The organism is Bacteroidota bacterium (assembly GCA_016711505.1).
Classification (GTDB): Bacteria; Bacteroidota; Bacteroidia; order AKYH767-A; family 2013-40CM-41-45; genus JADKIH01.
Genome location: JADJSV010000001.1, coordinates 474221 through 492955, shown reverse-complemented (window position 1 = coordinate 492955; position 18735 = coordinate 474221). Strand labels below are relative to the sequence as shown.

Annotated in this window: 19 protein-coding genes and 2 pseudogenes; 14 read left to right on the top strand and 7 right to left on the bottom strand. The window is 37.0% G+C overall.

Translation table 11 applies throughout. The features are described 5' to 3' along the window. Positions 1-123 precede the first annotated feature (123 nt). Both IPL24_02210 and IPL24_02205 read right to left on the bottom strand, forming a co-directional pair. Positions 124-1059, bottom strand: coding sequence for a metallophosphatase (locus IPL24_02210; protein ID MBK8362516.1), 936 nt, complete (start codon positions 1057-1059; stop codon positions 124-126). Beyond that, positions 1049-1624: a 5'-nucleotidase C-terminal domain-containing protein gene (locus IPL24_02205; protein MBK8362515.1), complete on the bottom strand. Its 576-nt coding sequence runs from the start codon at positions 1622-1624 to the stop codon at positions 1049-1051. The genes IPL24_02210 and IPL24_02205 overlap by 11 nt, the downstream gene beginning before the upstream one ends. Positions 1625-1866: 242 nt before the next feature. On the opposite strand from IPL24_02205, the gene IPL24_02200 reads away from it, so the two are divergent. Then, positions 1867-2262 carry an acyl-CoA thioesterase gene (locus tag IPL24_02200; protein MBK8362514.1) on the top strand — a complete coding sequence of 132 codons (396 nt, stop codon included), beginning with the start codon at positions 1867-1869 and terminating at the stop codon, positions 2260-2262. A 137-nt stretch (positions 2263-2399) separates the two neighbouring features. Here IPL24_02200 and IPL24_02195 read toward each other — a convergent pair whose 3' ends face one another. Beyond that, positions 2400-3311, bottom strand: coding sequence for a M20/M25/M40 family metallo-hydrolase (locus IPL24_02195; GenBank protein ID MBK8362513.1), 912 nt, complete (start codon positions 3309-3311; stop codon positions 2400-2402). Between the two features lie 35 nt (positions 3312-3346). Continuing rightward, the gene (ribD, locus tag IPL24_02190) at positions 3347-4390 is read right to left on the bottom strand and encodes a bifunctional diaminohydroxyphosphoribosylaminopyrimidine deaminase/5-amino-6-(5-phosphoribosylamino)uracil reductase RibD (GenBank protein ID MBK8362512.1); all 1044 of its coding nucleotides are present in this window, start codon (positions 4388-4390) and stop codon (positions 3347-3349) included. A 172-nt stretch (positions 4391-4562) separates the two neighbouring features. Here ribD and IPL24_02185 point away from each other — a divergent pair, with 172 nt between their 5' ends. The 8 genes and pseudogenes from IPL24_02185 to IPL24_02150 all read left to right on the top strand — a co-directional run bounded on the left by IPL24_02185 (position 4563) and on the right by IPL24_02150 (position 11655). Further along, positions 4563-6023 carry an aminoacyl-histidine dipeptidase gene (locus IPL24_02185; protein ID MBK8362511.1) on the top strand — a complete coding sequence of 487 codons (1461 nt, stop codon included), beginning with the start codon at positions 4563-4565 and terminating at the stop codon, positions 6021-6023. A 417-nt stretch (positions 6024-6440) separates the two neighbouring features. Further along, positions 6441-6764 carry a hypothetical protein gene (locus IPL24_02180; GenBank protein ID MBK8362510.1) on the top strand — a complete coding sequence of 108 codons (324 nt, stop codon included), beginning with the start codon at positions 6441-6443 and terminating at the stop codon, positions 6762-6764. Positions 6765-7166: 402 nt separating this feature from the next. Continuing rightward, positions 7167-7493, top strand: coding sequence for a hypothetical protein (locus IPL24_02175; protein MBK8362509.1), 327 nt, complete (start codon positions 7167-7169; stop codon positions 7491-7493). 51 nt (positions 7494-7544) lie between these two features. Further along, complete coding sequence (locus tag IPL24_02170) at positions 7545-7973, top strand: hypothetical protein (protein ID MBK8362508.1); 429 nt, start codon at positions 7545-7547, stop codon at positions 7971-7973. Continuing rightward, a complete protein-coding gene (locus tag IPL24_02165; protein ID MBK8362507.1) occupies positions 7960-8391 on the top strand; it encodes a methyltransferase in 432 nt (143 codons plus the stop codon). The genes IPL24_02170 and IPL24_02165 overlap by 14 nt, the downstream gene beginning before the upstream one ends. A 100-nt stretch (positions 8392-8491) precedes the next feature. Further along, a pseudogene (ligA, locus tag IPL24_02160) lies at positions 8492-10229 on the top strand (NAD-dependent DNA ligase LigA). Continuing rightward, a complete protein-coding gene (locus tag IPL24_02155) occupies positions 10226-10780 on the top strand; it encodes a hypothetical protein (protein MBK8362506.1) in 555 nt (184 codons plus the stop codon). Before ligA ends, IPL24_02155 begins: the two are co-directional and overlap by 4 nt. Further along, entirely contained in the window at positions 10777-11655 is an 879-nt protein-coding gene (locus IPL24_02150; GenBank protein MBK8362505.1) for a 4-hydroxy-tetrahydrodipicolinate synthase, read from the top strand. The genes IPL24_02155 and IPL24_02150 overlap by 4 nt, the downstream gene beginning before the upstream one ends. A gap of 121 nt (positions 11656-11776) precedes the next feature. On the opposite strand, the gene IPL24_02145 is transcribed toward IPL24_02150, so the two are convergent. Beyond that, positions 11777-12652 carry a hypothetical protein gene (locus IPL24_02145; protein MBK8362504.1) on the bottom strand — a complete coding sequence of 292 codons (876 nt, stop codon included), beginning with the start codon at positions 12650-12652 and terminating at the stop codon, positions 11777-11779. A 185-nt stretch (positions 12653-12837) separates the two neighbouring features. Here IPL24_02145 and IPL24_02140 point away from each other — a divergent pair, with 185 nt between their 5' ends. Further along, positions 12838-13938, top strand: coding sequence for a T9SS type A sorting domain-containing protein (locus IPL24_02140; protein ID MBK8362503.1), 1101 nt, complete (start codon positions 12838-12840; stop codon positions 13936-13938). An 80-nt stretch (positions 13939-14018) separates the two neighbouring features. Here IPL24_02140 and IPL24_02135 read toward each other — a convergent pair whose 3' ends face one another. Next, positions 14019-14525, bottom strand: a complete 507-nt coding sequence (locus IPL24_02135; protein MBK8362502.1) for a 6,7-dimethyl-8-ribityllumazine synthase — start codon at positions 14523-14525, stop codon at positions 14019-14021. A 71-nt stretch (positions 14526-14596) separates the two neighbouring features. Further along, positions 14597-15277 (bottom strand): tetratricopeptide repeat protein, encoded by a 681-nt coding sequence (locus tag IPL24_02130; protein ID MBK8362501.1) that lies wholly within the window; start codon positions 15275-15277, stop codon positions 14597-14599. Positions 15278-15569: 292 nt separating this feature from the next. Here IPL24_02130 and IPL24_02125 point away from each other — a divergent pair, with 292 nt between their 5' ends. The 4 genes and pseudogenes from IPL24_02125 to IPL24_02110 all read left to right on the top strand — a co-directional run bounded on the left by IPL24_02125 (position 15570) and on the right by IPL24_02110 (position 18609). Then, a complete protein-coding gene (locus IPL24_02125; GenBank protein ID MBK8362500.1) occupies positions 15570-16037 on the top strand; it encodes a DUF4920 domain-containing protein in 468 nt (155 codons plus the stop codon). A gap of 2 nt (positions 16038-16039) precedes the next feature. Further along, positions 16040-16897: pseudogene (locus tag IPL24_02120) on the top strand (hydroxymethylglutaryl-CoA lyase). 115 nt (positions 16898-17012) lie between these two features. Continuing rightward, entirely contained in the window at positions 17013-18059 is a 1047-nt protein-coding gene (locus IPL24_02115; GenBank protein MBK8362499.1) for a hypothetical protein, read from the top strand. Continuing rightward, a complete protein-coding gene (locus IPL24_02110; protein ID MBK8362498.1) occupies positions 17962-18609 on the top strand; it encodes a hypothetical protein in 648 nt (215 codons plus the stop codon). Before IPL24_02115 ends, IPL24_02110 begins: the two co-directional genes overlap by 98 nt. Positions 18610-18735: the final 126 nt, after the last annotated feature.

The following is an 18735-nucleotide window of genomic DNA, read 5'->3' as shown; positions in this document are numbered from 1 at the left end:
TTGTTGGTTAACTAATTAATTATTTTCAGGTGTTATTCGTCGTTGTAATTGCATTCAGAAAATTCAAATTTTACTCTTCTGATTTCTGATACAAATATTCTGTAAAAAAAAATAAAAAAAAAATTAAAGGCCTATTGTATTTTCACTAATTTTTACAGTAGACAACATTAAATCTTTTTTTCTTTTTTTTGAATCAAAGTAGTAATCAATTCGTCCGAGTTTGATTCCTGCCCAACCGACTTGTGCAATTAAAACTTCTTTGCCGTCTTTATTGATGATTAGTGTTGGTTCATCGAGGAAAGTGTGTGTGTGGCCACCGATGATAAGATCAATATTAGAACTTTCTTTTGCAAGAACAGAATCGGAAACTTTTTTATCGTTATACTTATAACCGAGATGAGAGAGACAAATTACTAAATCACATTTCTCCTCATTTTTCAGCAAGGTAGAAATTCTATTTGCATTAACAAGCGGATCGTTATATAAAATATTTCCTGTAAGTTTTGGATCGACTAAACCTCTCAGTTCAATTCCAATGCCAAAGACACCGATCTTCAAATTTCCGCGACGAAATATTTTATATTCATTAACTTTATTTTCAAGTAACGTATCGTTGAAAGAATAATTTGCATTGAGAAAAGGAAAATTCATATTGGGCATTTGTTTCACAAGTCCGTCAATACCATTGTCAAAATCATGATTACCTAAAGTAGAAGCATCATATCCCATCTCACTCATTAACTTAAATTCCAGTTCTCCTCCATATAAATTGAAATAAGGTGTTCCTTGAAAAATATCTCCTGCATCCAGCAACAAAACATTTTTTTCAGTCGACCTGATTTTTTTTATCAATGCTGCTCTGCGGGCAACTCCGCCCATATTGGGGTATTTGGGGTCATTGGGAGGAAATGGGTCAATTCGGGAATGTACATCATTAGTATGAAGGATTGTGAGCCTGGTCATATCTTCTTTCGCAAAAAGATCTATTGGCAATGAACTTAATCCTGCCAATGCTATTCCACCAAAAATTCCTTTTATAAATTCCCTTCTATCGGCCATAAGTGATTCGTCCGTCTAAATCAACATTAATTTTTTTTCCTGCTTTTGTCTGCGAAATAAGATATTCGATCAATGCATCTCTTACTTTCAGATTTACGGCATCCCAGTTTTTATCTGTGACAAAAGGAAAAGCATCTCCGCCATTTGCCAGATAATCAGACGTGAGTACTCTGTATATTTTAGTTGTATCCAATGCAACATTATTAATGAAAACATTTGTTGCAACACTATCCTGTATTCGCAGTTGTATTCCTGAAACAGGTGCTCCGCCCTTTGTAGCGATGAAGTTAACCAATTTTTTGACATCTCCGCCATTCATAGATAAAATAACCAATGTATTTTCAAATGGCATTAATTCAAAAACATCACCTCTTGTAATATTACCTGATGGCAATGGACGACGAAGTCCGCCGGTATTGAATACTGCAAAATCAGCTTGCATATTTTTTTCTTTTGCAGAAGACATACATGCATCCGATAAAAAATTTCCTAACTTACTTTCAGGTAATCCGCGTTCCAGAGAAGTAGTGCTGACAGCAAGAACTTCATTCATGGCTGACTGCATTTTCTCTCTGTACGGAGCTATTTCACTGTAAATTGAAGAATCAATTTCTGTGTTGGTTGAGTCTGAAAACTTATACTGACCGGATTCTTTTTTTTGAGATCTGAAATGATGTTTTGCAGGAAAGCAGAGCAGTAGTTAAGAAAAACAAAATTCGCAGCCGTGATTTCATCAGATAAATTTAAAGGGTAGCAATGATATAAAATTTATTGCAAATTGTATCTTCACACAAAAAATATTTTGTTATGATCACAAATGAAATTAAGGTAAGAGTCCGTTATGCAGAAACAGATCAAATGGGTTATGTATATTACGGAAACTACGCCACTTATTTCGAAGTTGCCCGTGTTGAACTTTTACGATCGGTCGGATTTACCTATAAAAAACTGGAAGAGGAGGGAATAATGCTGCCCGTTTTTGAGTTCTCAATAAAATATTTCAAACCTGCTTTCTATGACGATCTGCTGACGATCAAGACTACTCTTGAATACAATGATGGCGCAAGAATCAGATTTCATTATGAAACATTTAACGAATCAGGAACACTTTTAAATAAAGCGGAAACAACTTTGGTATTTATCGATAGAACGACGAATCGACCAACGATTATGCCTGCAAAGATGAAATCAGTTTTGAGTTGATTTCGGATTGCGTGTTAGCGCTTAAGCGGTAATTATGAGTCTGAAGTTATGAAGACGAAGAAATGAAATACGAAATTGAATGCTGCTGAGCATTAACACAATCCGAAATCCGAAATCGCAATCCGAAATTTTTTAAATTAAAGTGTTTCAATCAAATATTTGTACATCTTAACCATACTTTCAATGTCAACCTTATTTACTTTTTCATCAGGAGAATGCACATTTTCTTCGGCTGCACCAATGAAACACCAATCAATCGGGTAGGGCTGTTTCTGGATTTCGGTTCCGTCGCTGCCACCGGCATTTTCTACTTCCAGCTGGAATGGAATATTACTTTTCTTTGCAAGTTCAATTATCTCGCGTACAAATTTCTGACGTGGAATTCCACTGTCACGCATGGAGATTACAACTCCTTTTCCCGGATGAACACCTTCTGTGATCCATGTGATGTCTGAGATCAAAGCTTTTCTGATCTGATAGTTATCCCATAGAAATTTTGCAAGAAAAGCAACACTGCCACCACCATGCTCTTCCCAGCATGAGAATACAATTGCACCATCTGTAATGGTTTCACAAAGTTGCAAAGCATTCCACACACCCAGCCGGTTATCCATATAACAACATTGAACACTTTCTTCATCCTCCCGCCATTTGTGTTTGAATGAAAGATCAGTTCCTCTTTCGATCTCCCGGTAATATTGATAAGTCAGCTCACCTTCTTCACTTTTTCTAAGTGTACATTCAATTTCACCTTCATCATCTTTACCTGTCAGCAAATAACCATCTTCCGTTTTCGGTCCGCCAACTTTTACGATCTGATTTCCATAACGAACTGTAAATCCAATGTTATCAATATGAGCATAAACTGCAGTACGCGGTTTTCCAAAGACCAATACAATGCAATTCTGAAAATCATCGCCTGAAAAAATTTCCGGCCTGACCTTCCATGTTTTTGAATTTTCATTGATATAATTCAACAGAAATGAATGTATATTGTCCTCATTCCCTGATGGTGAATGAATTGCGCAAAGTGTTTTCAGTAATTCCAATTGTTTGAGTTTATACATATATATAATGTAAAATATTAAGAGTTTAGAGTGAAGATTTTGATAAGATCTTTTCCGAGATGAAATTTGTCTTTTAAATTCCCTGTGAATGATGCAGATTTTGTACCGCTAATTAATTCAAGTGGAGCAGTGATGGTCCGGATTTCATCCCAAAGTGACATATCAATATATTGTTGATGAATTTTACTTCCACCTTCAACAAGAATAGATAATATTTTTTTATCAAATGCAATTTGATTGATCTGATTTAGAATTTCTATGTTAAAATCAATTTTAATGAATTCAAGATTTTCAAGTACTTGATTTTTTTTATCATTGAAGATCAAAGTTTGCGCTTCATTATTAAATATAGAATTTGTCAAGGGCAATTTACATTCTTTGTCAATGACCATTCTAACCGGATTTTTTCCGGAATAATTTCTTACTGTTAGTGCAGGATTGTCGATTGAAGCAGTTCTAGTTCCGACAAGAATAGCACTTTCTTCACTTCGCCATTGATGAACAAGCTTGTTACTTAATTCATTGCTGATTTTCCGGTTTTCCGGGTCCGGGTTTTCAGGTGCAATAAATCCGTCAGTCGATTGAGCAAATTTCAGAATGATGTAGGGTCGTTTCTTTTCATAAAAAGTAAAGAAACGTTTATTGACCACGCGACCTTCCAATTCTAAAACAGATGTCGCAACATCTATTCCTGCTTCCATCATTTTCCGAATTCCATTTCCTGCAACTTCCGGAAATGGATCCTGATTACTGATCACAACTTTTTTAAAACGATGTTTAATGATCAGATCACAGCAAGGAGGCGTTTTCCCGTAATGTGAACATGGTTCAAGGTTTACATAAATTGTGGATTTCGAAAGCAAATTTTCAAAGCCATTTTCTATGGCATTACTAATTGCATTCACCTCTGCATGCGCCTGGCCATATTTCTGATGAAATCCTTCACCGATAATTGCATCTTCATAAACGATTACTGCACCTACCATCGGATTAGGAGCTACATTACCTATTCCATTGAGTGCAAGTTGAAAACAACGATGTAAATATTTTTTTTCCGTCATAAAAGGCAGCAGCAAGGTAAAGAATTTTCGTGTTTAACAATCAATTGGAAAATGAATACCTTTACTCCGGTTTCAAGATTGTACTTCGAGAATCGTAATTCCATCAACTTTGATCAAAGTCGTCGAAACTCGAATTACGATCTATTACCTCCTTATACTTCAATTAAAAAATATGTCAAAATCAATAACATCCCTGGAGCCGAAAGAGCTCTGGACTAATTTCTCAGAAATAAATGCTGTTCCTCGTCCTTCGAAAAAAGAAGAACGGATTATCGAATTCATGATGCAGTTTGGAAAGAAGGTGGGATTAGAAACTACAAAAGATGATGTAGGAAATGTGATCATCAAAAAACCGGCATCTAAAGGAATGGAAAACCGGCAGACAATTGTGCTGCAAAGTCACCTCGACATGGTTCATCAGAAAAATGCCAATACGAAATTTGATTTCAATACCCAGGGAATAGAAATGCTTGTTGATGGGGATTGGGTGAAAGCAAATGGAACGACGCTTGGAGCGGATAATGGAATCGGAGTTGCATCTATCATGACAGTTCTGGCTTCTACGACAATAGAACATCCTGCTATAGAAGCTTTGTTTACAATCGATGAAGAGACCGGAATGACAGGTGCATTGAATTTGAAAGCAGGTGTATTAAAAGGAAAGATCCTTTTGAATCTGGATACAGAAGATGATAAAGAACTGACAATAGGATGTGCCGGAGGTATAGATGTAACTGCAACCGGTAGTTTTACTCATGAAGCTGCGCCGCCCAACAGTGTGTTTTATGGAATATATGTGAAAGGTTTGACCGGCGGACATTCAGGAATGGATATCTACAAAGGTCGTGGTAATTCCAATAAGATCATGAACCGTGTTTTGCTTTCAGCTTTTGAAAAATTCGGTTTTCAGATTGCAACTATTGATGGTGGAAGTTTACGTAATGCAATTCCGAGAGAATCGGTTGCAGAAATTGCATTAGAAGAAAGTAAGATAAATGATTTTGAAATTTTCATCAGAAAAATTTCCGATGAACTGGAATTTGAATATAAAACAACTGATCCTAATTTCTCTGTTACTGCTAAACCTCTGGAAATAAAAAAGAGAGTTTTGCAAAAAGGCTTTCAGTTGAAGTTGATGAAAAGTTTGTATGCCTGCGCCAATGGTATATATCGGATGAGTCCGGATATAGAACATCTGGTTCAGACATCCAATAACCTTGCACGGGTAGTTGTAAATGAAGGTGAATATTCTATTCAATGTCTGACAAGAAGTTCTGTCGACAGCGAAAAGATGGATCTTGCAAATACATTACGCCATACTTTCGAATTAATAGGTGCTAAAGTAGAATTCAAAGGTTCATATCCCGGATGGACACCAAACCCGGATGCTCCAATTATAAAGATCATGAATGACCTTTATAAAGAGATGTATAAGGGTGAAGCATTAGTTAATGCATGTCATGCCGGACTTGAGTGTGGTATTCTCGGAGCAAATTATCCCGGAATGCAAATGATCTCTTTTGGTCCGAATATTCATGGTGCCCATTCACCTGATGAGAAAGTTCAGATCAGTTCTGTACAGAAATTTTGGGGTTATTTTTTGGAGACGTTGAAGCGAATTCCTAAGAACTAGGTAGAGTGTTGATGAAACTTTATGTGGAATAAAATTAAACACTAAGACCACTAGAATTTATCACAATACCGATAACTATAGCATAGGCGTCAACTTAATTATATTTATTCGTATATTAATTAAGTGTGAGGTCGCTAACTTTATGGCCCGCTTTTTTAACTCAATGTCATTTTTTTTACACTCAAGAATTCTTAATAAGTAATTGAATTTAGAAGTGACAGGTCTGTTATTGCAGTACAGTTTGTAATTCTCGACTAGAGGGCAAGCCTAGGCCCGTTAGGGCCATACTTTTGGTAACACTAGACTACACGAGAAAGTCAAGCCCCTTTAGGGGCGCACTCTTTAAACACAATGCATGTGTCCATTAATTCAACTGCCTAGAAGTTCCAGCATAAGTGGATAAATAAACGTGGATTTATGAAAGATAGATTTCATTGGCAAGGTGGATATGGAGCCTTTTCTTATAGTAAACCCGATTTGATGAATGTGATTAAATATATTCAAAACCAAAAAGAACATCATAAGAAAATCTCCTTCACTGAGTACCGAAAGTTTCTTCAACTCTTTGAGGTTGATTTTGACGAACGATTTATTTTTATACAAACGATTCAATTTTTGATGTTACATTATCTGGAAGGTAAGCACAGTATGCTTTCGTTCCCGAAAAAAGCTGTGTGTTTAAAGAGTGCGCCCCTAATCGGGCTTGGCGCTCTTGTCAAGTCTCCGAGTTACCAAGAGTAGGGCCCTAACGGGCCTAATAATCTATAAATTAACAGCGAATGCATCATTCGCCTAAACCAATTGACTTTAAGCTTTAGCTGACGGCATTATAGGCTGATTTGCAAAAAAATATTTTTTTATAAATAATCTCATGTCAAGAAAGTTGGAAAAATCATGGGGAATAAACTTGCAGGGGGCGGGCTTCGGCAGCCTCAATTCAGAAAATTTATCATCATCAGTATCAGTTTCTAATTTGGGCGATTCAAATTTAATCCCCGGGGCGCGCCTTGCCTTGTCGGGAAAATTAACAATTTCGCAATTGTCATATATTGTGAACTCTTGTCTTATACTTCGTTTTTATTTCAAATGGAAATACTACGCCAATTGGTATTGTTTTTTAATAGAAAATGAAAAACATCTACCATGAAAGATCTAAGTAAAAAAACCGACAATCAAAATCCATCGGAATTAAATGCTGATGGCGAACTTCCGGGTTATCCTGCATATCCAAAAAGCCAGGATGTTTACAACAAATTCAAGGAAGAATCGGACATTGATCCGGAAAACACTTCTATGAAAAAACAAAGTATCGAATATTCAGACAATGAAGTTCCTGAGGAAAAAGATTTCTTCACAAACTCAATTGGCACTGATCTGGATGTTCCCGGCTCTGAATTAGATGATGCTGCTGAAGATATCGGTAGTGAAGATGAAGAGAATAATTTTTACAGTTTAGGAGATAACGACTAGGTCTGTTATCAGATAATAAATTGTATTTTTCAGCTTGCTTTTAAAGCTGACATGACTGTTATTGCATCTATTGAAAAATTTAAGAAAGAATTGGGCGTCCTTTATTCAATCGAAGAAAGGGACCAGATCATTGCGACAATTTTTGAGGCATTAACAGGATTGAGTAAGATAGATCTTAGAATGAAAGGAGATCTTGCTCTTTCAAAAGAAATTTTAAACCAATTCGAAGAGATTACAAAGCGGCTTATTAAGAATGAACCTGTTCAATACATTTTAGGATTTTCATGGTTTGCCGGAATGAAATTGAAAGTAACTCCCGATGTTTTGATTCCACGACAGGAAACAGAGGAACTTGTAGATTGGATTGTCAAAGAAAATAAGAAACAGAATCCGTTGATCTTAGATCTGTGTACAGGTAGTGGTTGTATTGCATTGGGATTAAAAAAAAAGCATCATCAATTCTCAGGTGATTGCAATTGATATTTCTGAGAAAGCTCTATTGGTTGCTTCTGAAAATGCTTTAACAAATTTGCTTGAAATTGAATTTCTTCAATCTGATATTCTTAAAACAGATTTAATTCAAACGGACATAGATATTATTGTGAGCAATCCGCCATATGTCAAAGCAAGTGAAGTTATAGAAATGAAATCGAATGTCATCGATTACGAACCACATCTGGCGCTTTTTGTATCAGATGATGATCCATTGATCTTTTATAAACGACTGGCAATTCTGGCAAAAAAATCATTAAAGAAGTCCGGAAAAATTTACCTTGAAATCAATGAAAAGTTGAGTAATGAAACGGCTGAACTATTAGAACTACAAGGTTTTCATGAGATTAGAGTGAAAAAAGATCTTAATGATCGTTTCAGGATGATCTCTGCAACAAATCCATAGTATTATTTTCGGCTGAAATGATTTTATTACATTTACAGCTGTTAATTCAATTCTAAAATTTACCGGAAATAAAATTACCGGTAATTATTCTCTTTAAATTATGAGTGAATCAAAAGTTTTTCGTCGCATCGAACAATTGCGAAAAGAGATCGAAGAGCATAATCATAAATATTACGTTCAGGCTAATCCATCTTTGTCAGATTATGATTTTGATATGATGCTTGAAGAACTGATCAGACTGGAGAAAGAAAATCCGGAATACGCATCAGAAGATTCTCCATCGCAAAGAGTAGGTGGGGCTATTACAAAAGAATTTAAATCAGTAAAGCATAAATATCCGATGCTTTCTCTTGGAAATACTTATTCTGAAGATGATCTGCGTGAATTTGATGAACGGATCCGTAAAGGTCTGGATCATGAATATGAATATGTGTGTGAATTAAAATTTGATGGCGTAAGCTATTTATGGAAAGATGTCGTACACCACCCACTTGGATGCATTAAAAGCCGCTCAAACCTGGGGTTTTAAAATCAGCGAGCATACAAAAAAGTGTAAAACTATCGATGATGTAATTGCATTTTTAGAAAAATGGAATACTGCGCGTTTTGATCTGCCTTACGATACAGATGGAGTTGTAATTAAAATAAATTCCATTGATCAGCAAAATGAACTTGGCTTCACTGCAAAATCACCGCGCTGGGCAATTGCATATAAATTCAAATCTGAAAGTGTATCGACAGTTCTTGAAGATATAACCTATCAGGTTGGCAGAACAGGAGCAATTACTCCGGTTGCAAATCTGAAAGCAGTATTTCTTGCAGGTTCAACAGTTCGTCGTGCAACATTGCACAATGCTGATCAGATAGAAAAACTTGACTTGCGAATTGGCGACACAGTTTTTGTAGAAAAAGGTGGAGAAGTCATTCCTAAAATTACAGGAGTAGATCTTAAGAAGAGAAAAAAAAATTCAGAACCGGTTATCTACATTAAGAAATGTCCGGTTTGTGGTACTAAACTGGAAAGGAAAGAAGGAGAAGCTCAACATTACTGTCTGAATATTACCGGATGTCCACCGCAGATCAAAGGTCGCATCGAACATTTTATCAGTCGTCGTGCAATGAATATCGATAGCCTTGGTGAAGGTAAGATTGAAATGCTCTTAGACAATGATCTTATACATACTCCGGCTGATCTGTATAAACTGAAGTACGATGATCTGATCGGTCTTGAGAAGATAATTGACAGTGAAGATGGCGGAAAATCGAAAAAGATCAGTCTGCAGGAAAAATCGGTGCAGAAAATTCTGAATGGAATTGAAGAGTCGAAATCTGTACCTTTTGAAAGAGTTTTGTATGCCATCGGAATCAGATATGTCGGCGAAACTGTGGCAAAAAAACTTGCACTGCATTTTAAGTCGATCGAGGCAATCAGAAATGCAAAAGCAGAAGAACTGATCGGTGCTGAAGAAATCGGCGATAAAATTGCTTCAAGTATTGTTGACTTTTTCAGTATTAAAGCTAATATTAATCTGGTAAAGGATCTGGAAAAAGCAGGCTTAAATATGGAAATTGCTTTGGACAGAATGCCGGCCAGATTAAGCAGTAAATTTGATGGAATGTCATTTGTTGTTTCGGGGACTTTCAGTAATTTCAGCCGGGATGAAATAAAAGTTGTTATTGAGCAACATGGCGGAAAAAATCAAAGTGGAGTATCTGCTAAGACTACATTTTTGTTAGCAGGTGAAAAAGCCGGTGACTCCAAACTTGAAAAAGCTCAGAAGTTGAATGTAAAAGTTATTTCCGAAAATGATTTTGAAAAAATGCTAAACAGTAAATGAAATTAAGAAAAGCAATCAGGGCGAAATTAGGGCATATGCATTTCATGAAGGAATTGAAAAAAGTTCAGTTCAAAAGAGATGTTGTTGGATTTAATGAAGCCGGAAAGATCGGTTTACTGTATGATGCTACCGATGAAAAGGACTATGAAGTCGTAAAAGCTTATGTCAAAAATGTAAGAGGTAATTTGAAAAAAGATATTCTTGCTATGGGTTATGTCGATAAAAAAGTTTTGCCGGCTTCACAGTATGCACAATATGGTCTTGATTTTTTCACAAGAAAGGACCTTAACTTTAAAATGATTCCGGTAAATCCAATAGTACAGAATTTTATCAAAGAGAAATTCGACATATTAATTAATCTTAATTCAGGGAAATGTTTTCCTTTGCAATATATCGCTGCCATGTCGCATGCCCGGTTCCGGGTTGGCAGATATTTACGTAATGCCACTGATTCGTATGATATGATGGTTCAGATAAAAGGAGAACCGGCAATGAAAGTGGTAATAGATGAGATCGAACATTTCTTGAAACAATTAAAAAAAGCAGAATGAATCTGAATAAACTAAAGGGAACAGGAGTTGCATTGGTTACACCTTTTCATAAAGACGGTAGTATCGATTTCAAATCGTTCAGAAAAATAATTGAAAGATGTATTGACGGCAAGGTTGAATACCTGGTACCACTTGGTACAACCGGTGAAGCAGCAACTTTAACTGAAAATGAAAAAAGAGCAATTGTAGATTTTGTTTTAGAAATAAATGAAAAACGCATACCTGTTGTGCTTGGATTAGGAGGAAATAATACTCAGGAAATTCTCAATACAATGGAAGAATTCGACTTTGATGGTATTGATGCTGTACTTTCAGTTTCTCCTTATTACAATCGACCTTCACAAAGGGGAATAATACAGCATTACAAGATGATCGGTAATGCATGTCCGGTTCCATTGATCCTCTATAATGTTCCATCAAGAACAGGTAGTAATATGGATGCTGACACGACCTTGCAATTAGCAAACGAAGTCAAAAATATCATAGGTATTAAAGAAGCATCCGGAAATCTTGAGAAAGCAATGAAGATCATCAAAAATAAACCAAAAGATTTTCTTGTGATCAGCGGTGATGATGTGATCTCGCTTCCAATGATCGCCTGTGGTGCAGATGGTGTGATTTCAGTAATTTCAAATGCTTACCCAAAAGATTTTTCTGAAATGATCCGGATAGCACTTGATGGCAATTTCGAGAAATCAAGAAAACTGCACTATAAACTTTTAGAGATCATGCATGCAATTTTCATAGATGGAAATCCTTCCGGTGTCAAAGGACTTATGACAGCGATGGGAATTTGCTCGGAACATGTTCGCTTACCGCTGACTGCTGTGAACCGTTCGGCGATCAATAAGTTTGAGGTGATGGTGGGAAGGTAGTTAGTTTTTTTCTATAGACTTACTCTTAAACTTACACTTAAACCCACTGTAAACTTAAATTTATACTTACACTGATTTTAGAGTAAGTCTAAGTTTAAGAGTAAATTTATAGCATGTACTACTAGTAAAGCACATACGGAATTACACCGCGCACCCCCATATCCACCACAGCATCAACCGCAGGTTCGTAAACGTTATCACCGGCAACGTCGATCCATTCAAAACTATTATTTACTGAAAGCGAAACATTGATGACAATATCTTTTGTTTCATTTCCTGTGATCACTAATGGTTGATCAAAAGCTCCTGTTACAACGCAAGAACCGGCAGGGACAGGCGAGGTCAAACTCAGTGGATTCGGAACTGTTGTTCCTGTTGCCTGTCCTGTATATACGTTAGTGAATCCTAACGTGTCGATTTCAAATGCCCAGTATCCTTGTAACCTGTTTCCATTCACAACCACATTGGAATCACGTGGAGCAAAGCTGGTGATGTAGGTGTTGAATCCGATAAATGATGCCAGTGTACCATTCAGATCAAATCCTGCAGCACGTAAACGAATATCATAATTCTGATAGGCCAGAGAAATACGCAGCCATTTATAGGTTCCTGCCTGCAGACTCTTCAAAGGGATAGTAAAAAACGATTGTCCTTCGCCGGCCTTTACAGATTGTGAAAAATCAATTGCCGGACTTCCCCCGATAGAAGTTTCAGGTGCGCGGTAAAGTATTTCGCCATTCCCAAGCAAAGTCAGACTATCCGGGGCTAGTTCGATGTAGTGGGAGCTCATCAAATTGAATCGCGGCGATTGAGCGCCATGTCCTGCAGGAACTCCTGTTGGCTGTCCGAAGTTATTCAGACGAACCTGAGTGCTGTCAAAGTGATACTTGAACACAAGATTATAAGTCGGTGCAACCGGTTCTTCGTCAGTTTTCTTTTTGCAGGATTGAAATGCAAAAGCAAAACCAAGAACCAAAAGCAATGTAATTTTATTGATATAAATTGGATTTTTCATAGTGTAAAGATAGTTTGAAAAAGTTTAACACGGAGAAAAAGGAGAAAAAAAGGGAGAACATAAAGTAGTTTTTAAACTAAAAAAGAGTTAGTGATTTTTTTTTTCTCCTATGCTACATTTGCCTATCCCATCAATTCTTCTATATTTGTAATCTTCAAAAATTCGACATGAAAAATATACTTACAATAATTGTTCTGATAACTATTACAACAATTTCAAATGGCCAGATAACCATTAACTCATCAGATTTAACAAATTCCGGAGATCAATTTGTTATATCTACAGGTACTGCTTTCAGCGGAATGGATCCGGCTTTGACGGGTGCAAATTATGTTTGGGATTATTCCTTACTGACATCTTCATCACAAACAATCGATACGATCTTCGATGAAGCTTCAACAGGTTCATTGCTATCTTTGTATTTCATCGACAATGGCTTTAATCCGAATCGTTCTAATCAATGTCGTCATGGCAATAGTTTTTCTGCAGGTCAGGTGAACGTCAGTGATGTTTGGGATTTTTTCTATAACAGTTCTGCATCATTTGCACAACCGGGATACGGTGCTATTGTAAACGGAGCTCCATTGCCAATTGCTTTTACTCCAAAAGATATTATTTACCAGTTTCCACTCACATACAATTCCACGAATGTTTCGCTTTCAGGCTATACTCTTGATCTCACAACAACACTGGGAATTTATTACAGTGTAGAAAAGACCCGCTCTAATTTAGTTGATGGCTGGGGAACAGTTACAACACCTTATGGAACCTTCGATGCATTGAGAGTGATGTCGACTATAGTTGAAGTAGATAGTTTCTACATCGATTCATTAGGCTTTGGATTTGCAACACCTCCCATTGAAACAGTTGAATATAAATGGTTGTCACCCGGAAAAGGTGTCCCTGTTCTTCAGGTCAATACAGCTGTAGGTGGTATCGTTACAGGAATTTCTTACCTGGATTCTATGCAGACAACAGCGACTTCTGAAATTACATCAGCTATATCAGAGATCACATTGTTTCCAAATCCTGTTTCGAAAGAACTCTTTGTAAAATACAATGTGTTATCCAAAGGAAATTTTTTCATTGAAATATATTCTGCATCAGGTACTCTTATCACATCAGAACAAGAAGAAAAAAATACAACCGGTGAATTAACGATCAAAAAGATTGATCTTGAAAAGTATAATTTGCAGTCGGGGAATTATTTTTTGAGAGTAAGAAATGAGAAAGGTATTATAGGGGAAAAAGGGTTTATTATAAATTAGTTTTATCTTCAAAGTTCAAAGTTCGTGGCAACCTTTTACCTTGAAAATTGAACTTTGAACCTTGAACTTAAATTTTTAAACTAAGAAGAAAAACCTGCAACCCTTTTCCGATCCCCATCCATTCGTGCCATTTTCAAAGCCGTCATAGCTGCTTCAACTCCTTTGTTTCCATGTTTTCCACCGGCGCGATCAATGGCTTGTTGCATATTTTCAGGAGTAAGTACTCCGAAGATCACCGGTATTTTATGATCGAGATTGAGACGCATAATTCCATTTGCAACTGCATCACAGATAAAATCGAAATGTCGTGTGTCTCCTTGTATCACACAACCAAGACAGATCACTCCATCAAATCTCGCTGAATCAAGTGCACGTTTAGCGCCTAAAGGTAATTCGAAGCTTCCGGGAACGTTGGTGCGGATGATATCTTCTTGCTTACATCCGGCAGCTAATAGAGTCTGATGACAAGCATCGTATAACGATCCTGTGATCTCCTCATTCCATTCGGAAACAACTATACTGAACCGTAGTCCTTCACCATTCGGAAGATCCTTTACCGTAGATAAATTTTGTTGCGCTGAAGACATAGTGTGTTTTAAAAAAGAAAGCCGGATAAAAAACCCGGCTTCATTATTCATTATTAATTATTCATTATTAATTATTTCGCCATCATCGCATCCGCGCGTGCAATGTATTTCTCAACCTGCGTTCCTTCATTAGAACTTGGATAGTCTTTCTTTATTTTTTCGTAAGCAGATTTAGCGCCATCCCAGTTTCCTTTTACTTCATTTGCAATTCCTAATTTCATAAGCATGATAGGAGTAGAGAAAGAATTCGGATGATCTTTAGAAGCTTTTTCATAGAAAGAAATTGCTTCATCAACATTTTTCAATTCTGAATATGCATCACCAATGGCTCCGGCAACTAATGAACCTGTCATTTCATCCTTAGCATCGTAACTTTTTAGTGCTTCTATCGCTTTGTCGTATTCCTTATTTTTTAAATAAGCCATACCTAAATAATAGCGGGCAAGATTACCTGATTGACTAACACTGTAATCGTTTACGATCTCTTCCAGTCCCGGATTTTTTCCGTCACCATTAATAGCAAGCTTCAATGAATCTGCAAAAAGATATTGTTCAGCATGGAAAAGAACTTCCTGAGCTTCCTTTTCTTTGTTAGCTACATATACATTCTGGTAAAAGATATATCCACCAATTGCTACCAATACAGCCCCGAAAATAATTCCCAGACTTTTTTTGTTTTGAGTGATGAAACTTTCAGTCTTTCCAATTGCATCTGCAACTACAAAGTCCTGTTCCTGTTGATTTTCTGCCATTTTCTGACCTGTGATTTTTTAAGAGGTCGCAAAATTATATTTTTTTACCAATTTGGCAAGACTTTTTAAGGAATTTCGGGTTCTTTTAAGCCAACGATTGTTAAAAACGGGTCAGATTGGTTGACAGGTTTCAGGTTGCAGGTTGGCAACCTGAAACCTGTAACTTGAAACCTGCAACAGTTTATAATGTAAGGGCAAATATTCCAGAGATGTCATCCGCCAAACATTTATGACCTCCTCATGTTTCGGACGATGATTTATTTTTAACTTTAACACCTCAAATCTCCCTTGAATGAATATAAAAAATGTTAGTTTTTCTGCTATTTTGGCAGTTTTTGTAATTCTCTCCGGTTGTGGATCGGACAATAATTCTGTACAAAACTTCGGCGGGGCAGTTGATACAACCAAAGCCATTCCCGCAACCGAACTTGCCAATTCAATGGGTGACCAGGCAACTTTGAATACCACTATTTCCGGCAAAATTGTAAATGTCTGTAAAGCTGAAGGGTGTTGGCTAAAGCTGGACCTTGGAGAAGATGAACCTCTAATGGTCAGAATGAGTGATCACTCTTTTACAGTCACTGAAAATATAGAAGGTAAATTCGCTTTTATCGCTGGTCAGGCGCATTATGATACTTTGTCAGTTGAAAAGCTTCAGGACTATGCAAAAGATGAAGGTGCCGGTCCGGAAGAAATTGCAGCAATTACGAAACCTGAACTGGAGTTGGTGTTTGAAGCAAAAGGTGTTGCTGTCCGATAAAGATGGAAAGGAAAATCAAACTCGTTGAATGTCCCCGTGACGCTATGCAAGGCTGGGATGAATGGATTCCAACAGAAACAAAGATCAGGTAGCTGAATTCACTGCTCATGGTAGGTTTTGATACGCTTGACTTTGGATCATTCGTTTCCGCCAAAGCGATTCCGCAATTAAGAGATACAAAAGAAGTTCTGGCCGGTCTGGATCTTTCTAAAACGAAAACAAAACTATTGGCTATTGTGGCTAATGTAAGAGGCGCAGAAGAGGCTTCGCACTATAAAGAAATCAGTTATCTTGGATTTCCATTTTCAGTCAGTGAAGAGTTTCAAAGATTAAATACCAATTCAACGATTGAAGAATCGCTTGAAAGAGTTCGGGAAATTCAACAGATTTGTAAAAATTCCGGAAAGGAATTAGTGATCTATATCTCCATGGGATTTGGAAATCCATATGGAGAAGAGTGGAATAAAGATATTGTCATTCATTGGGTAAACAAATTGCACGATGAAGGGATCAGAATAATTGCACTGTCTGATACTGTTGGAGTAAGCACTCGTGAAAATATAACCTATCTTTTTTCGCACCTTATTCCCGAATTTCCGGATGTTGAATTCGGGGCACATCTGCATTCAGATTCTTTGACATGGTTTGAGAAAGTCGATGCCGCCCGACAAAGTGGCTGCGTCAGATTTGATTCTGCATTGAAAGGAATTGGTGGTTGTCCAATGGCGAAAAATGATCTGGTAGGTAATCTGGCCACCGAAAATCTTGTATCCTTTTTTGGTGGAATTTCGGCACTGAATTTGAGTGAGAAAGAATGGGAGAATTCGTTTAAAATAGCAAATGAGATTTTTCACACCTGATTACAGAACAAAAACCAGTTTTAAGAGTAAATTATAAGTTCCAATAAAAGAAATTCAACCCCGTTTAACTATAATGATGAATTTATTCAGTAAAAAACAATTTAAAAAGTGCTATTTGATACTGGCTCTCCTTTTAACAGCTTCTATCAGTTCAATAGCACAAAAATCAGGGTATTTGCAGATCACAGGTAAGATCCGGAAGGATAATAAACCTGAATCAGGCGTTTCTATTCAAATTGTTGCTCCCGGTGCTGCATCTCAGACTGTAGCTTCTAAAGACAATGGAAATTTTACATTCAATCTTGATCTTCAGAAAAATTACTCCATAAAATTCATGAAAAATGGATTGGTTACAAAGGTTGTTGAATTCAATACAACTGTCCCCGGTGATCAATTGGATATTATTTTTCAGAAAGAATTTAATATTGATCTCTTCGCAGATATAGCCGGAGTTTCTCAGGAAAAAGCAATGAACAAAGCAGTTGCTAAATTTTCATACAATGTGACTTACGAAGATTTTGAGTATGACCAGAATTATAGCAAACAAATTTTAGGAGAACAGGAAGCAGCAAGAAAGATTGCTGACGATATCAATAAACAACAGGAAAGAGCACGTCTGGATTCATTGAATAAAGTCTGGAACGACTCCTTAGCCAAAACAAAATCTCGTGAAGCGGAATTAATGGCACAGAAAGCTGAGCAAGACCGTATCAATGCAGAGAAAGAAAAAAACCGTCAGGATTCAATTGTCCGCGCTAATGCAAATGCTGCAGCCGCAGCTTCTTTAGCTGAACGTGAAAAAAATAAACGCGACAGTACTGAAATGGCCAATGCAAAAGCACAGTCATTAGCAGAAGCAAAAGAAAAAGAACGACAGGATTCAATTGCCAGAGCAACAGCAGAAGCTGCTCGTCAGCAGGAACTAGCTGCTGCCAAGGAAAAAGAAAAACAAGATTCAATTGCACTTGCTGAAGCAGCACGATTAAAAGCCGAAGCTCTTGCAAAAGAGAAAGCAGATGCTGCTGCAAAAGCAAAAGCAGATGCAGATGCCCTTGCTGCTGAAAATGCTCGTAAAGTATGCAATAGAAGCAGCACGTGCAAAAGAACTTGCAGATGCGAAATTGAAAGCAGATGCAGATGCAAAAGCAAAGGCCGATGCTGAAGCTAAACAAGCTGAAGTATTGAAAGAAAAAAATCGTAAAGATTCATTAGCAGCAGCAGCTCTGGCACAACAAAAAGCAGATGCAGATGCTAAAGTGAAAGCTGAAGCAGAGGCCAAGGCTAAAGCTGACCAGGAAAAAGCAAGCCTTGCATTAGCTGAAAAGAATCGTCAGGATTCAATTTCTGCTGCGAATAAAGCTCTTCAGGATAAAGAAATTGCCGATCGTCAGGCAAAGGCGTATGCTGAAATCGAAGCGAAGAAAAAAATGCTTGGAAAAGCTCCAAACAAAACAGAAGATAAACCCGCCCCGGTCGCAGCATCAGTCCCTAAAATAATTGAATCTGATTATAAAGAAGCTGTAACTGATGAAACAATACAAGAAAATAACAGAACGATTTATCGTACCGTTGTGAAAAAAGACGGTAGTGCTTTAAACTATCAGAAAGTAGTTTACAATTGGGGCGGAGTCTTTTATTTTAAAAACGATAACAGTATGACTGAATTAACATTCCAGCAGGAATTGAAAAATTTCAGAGCCGAATTGAAATAAAATATGTCAGAATTTCCGGCAGAATATTTTTAGTCTGACGATTTGACTTTAAGAATTAATAAGTGCGGACAAGTTGTCTGCACTTTTTTTTGGTACATAACTTGACCTTCGGTTTACATCTTAGTT